Below are 272 nucleotides of genomic sequence, written 5' to 3'. Positions count from 1 at the left end.
TGTGCCATCGAGCATGGAAAACCGCGTCGTGCCATCGGGCAGCAGGCCCTTGCCTTGGGTGATGCGGATCTTCTGGCAAAGGTTCGTCTTGCCCGACAGGCAATATTCGCATTCGCGGCATTCGGGAGTGTAGAGCGGGATCACGTGATCGCCCGGCTCCAGCGTGGTCACGCCTTCGCCCACTTCCAGTACGACACCCGCCCCTTCATGGCCGAGGATGGCGGGGAAGATCCCTTCGGGATCGTCGCCGGAACGGGTGAATTCGTCCGTAT

The 272-nt window shown here is 61.8% G+C and carries 1 protein-coding gene; it reads right to left on the bottom strand.

The window, feature by feature from the left end; translation table 11 throughout:
- Positions 1-272, bottom strand: a 272-nt coding sequence (locus tag A3764_RS01400) for an alcohol dehydrogenase catalytic domain-containing protein (RefSeq protein ID WP_150122034.1), incomplete at both ends; no start/stop codon positions are given.

Source organism: Sulfitobacter sp. HI0129 (genome assembly GCF_001635395.1).
GTDB lineage: Bacteria > Pseudomonadota > Alphaproteobacteria > Rhodobacterales > Rhodobacteraceae > Sulfitobacter.
Note: the sequence above shows the minus strand (reverse complement) of the source record. Positions and strands in the feature narration are given on the sequence as shown.